This window comes from Mesorhizobium sp. B1-1-5, from assembly GCF_006443065.1.
Taxonomy (GTDB): Bacteria; Pseudomonadota; Alphaproteobacteria; order Rhizobiales; family Rhizobiaceae; genus Mesorhizobium.
The window spans coordinates 1-1508 of the sequence record NZ_VFWS01000352.1 but is presented as its reverse complement, the minus strand read 5'-3'; the positions used below and the strand labels follow the sequence as shown (position 1 = coordinate 1508).

The window sequence follows — 1508 nt, the reverse complement described above, 5'->3', positions numbered from 1 at the left end:
ACCCTGGGCCGGGCTGTATTCCGGAGAGATCGACTTGAATCCATCCGTGATCCACTGGCCGAAATAGCCATTGTTGCCCTCGCCCGAAATCGGCGGGATCGGCGTGCCGAACTGCTTGAAAACATCGACGCAGGCGCGCGTCATGTCGGCGCCGGACGACCAGATGCCGTCGACCTGCGGATTGTTCAGATAGAGCGTCTCGCACAGCTTCTTGGCCTTGTCATACTGCCAGTCGCCATGCTCCTCGGCGATGATCTGCACATGTGTGCCCTTGAGCGATTCCAGTAGCCCGTTGTAGCGGTTGGTGTCTTCCGGGTGGCCGGCAAGGCCGCGCAGGACCCAGATCTTGCCGTTGTCGCCAACGGTTTTCACCAGCCAGTCGCCCATCACCTTGCCGAAGTGCTCGGCTCCACCTTGGATTTCGGTGGTGTAGGCATCGGAATCGATGCGGCCGGTGTGAAGGATGACGGGGATGCCGGCGGCGACCGCCTTGGCGATGCTGGCGTTGGCGGACGTGCTGGTCACCGGCTGAACGATGATCGCGTCGACATGCTGGGCGATCAGATCCTCGATATCGGCTACCTGCTTCTTCTGGTCGAAGCCGGCATCGAGCAGGATGAACTTCGAGATGCGCTTGTCCTTCGCCGCGGCATTTTCCGCCTCATGCGCGACCTGCACGGTCCAGGTGTTGGCGTTGACGCCGAAGTCGCTCATTCCGATGACCCAGGGGGGATCCTTCTTGAATGCGCCGGCCGCGGTCAAGCGCGTGTCGTCGTGGCGCGGCGCGACTCCGTCCATCAGCTTGATATCTTCCGCGTGCGCCAGGGACGTTACGGCAAGCGCTGATACAACGAGCATCCCCAGCCCGACGGTTTTCAGCAATCCTAACATTGAACTCCTCCTTGTGGTTGCTCCAGCCGTACGGACGCGCACGGGCCGCGAGACGCTCTCCCGATGCATGCCTGTCGTCGCGAACCGACCTATGCACGCAATTTTCCCGCCCCCGAACACATGTGTGTCGAGGCCCAATTTCGGCTGGACAATGATGACGGTCGAGAACTCCTCCGGGCACTTTAGAAGCATAGTGGGTTTGACCTGTCAATAGTTAGTCATGTTGAATGACTATTCCGTTGCTTGCCTTTCGCCACTCCGCTATTCATCATGAAGAGCGCTCGTCCTGCACCGGCGCGCGGTCAGTCCCGGCGGGAAAATCATGCGACCAGTCTTGTGCTACGGCGACTCCAACACACACGGCCAGATCCCCGGCAAGGGGCCGCTCGAGCGCTATGGCCCGGCTGAGCGCTGGCCGGGGATACTGCGCGCTCAGCTAGGCCCCGACTGGTATGTCATCGAGGAAGGATTGAGCGGTCGAACCACCGTCCACGACGATCCGATCGAGGGGGCACACAAGAACGGTAGAACCTATCTCCGCCCCTGTCTGCAGAGCCATGCGACGCTCGATCTCGTCATCATCATGCTCGGCACCAATGACCTCAAGATCCGCTTCA

The 1508-nt window shown here is 60.7% G+C and carries 2 protein-coding genes; one reads left to right on the top strand and one right to left on the bottom strand.

The annotated features are described in order from the left end of the window. A partial coding sequence (locus FJ980_RS31260) for a substrate-binding domain-containing protein (RefSeq protein ID WP_140547396.1) occupies positions 1 to 891 on the bottom strand: 891 nt, incomplete at its 3' end. Positions 892 to 1213: 322 nt separating this feature from the next. On the opposite strand from FJ980_RS31260, the gene FJ980_RS31255 reads away from it, so the two are divergent. Further along, a partial coding sequence (locus tag FJ980_RS31255) for a GDSL-type esterase/lipase family protein (protein WP_246676652.1) occupies positions 1214 to 1508 on the top strand: 295 nt, incomplete at its 3' end.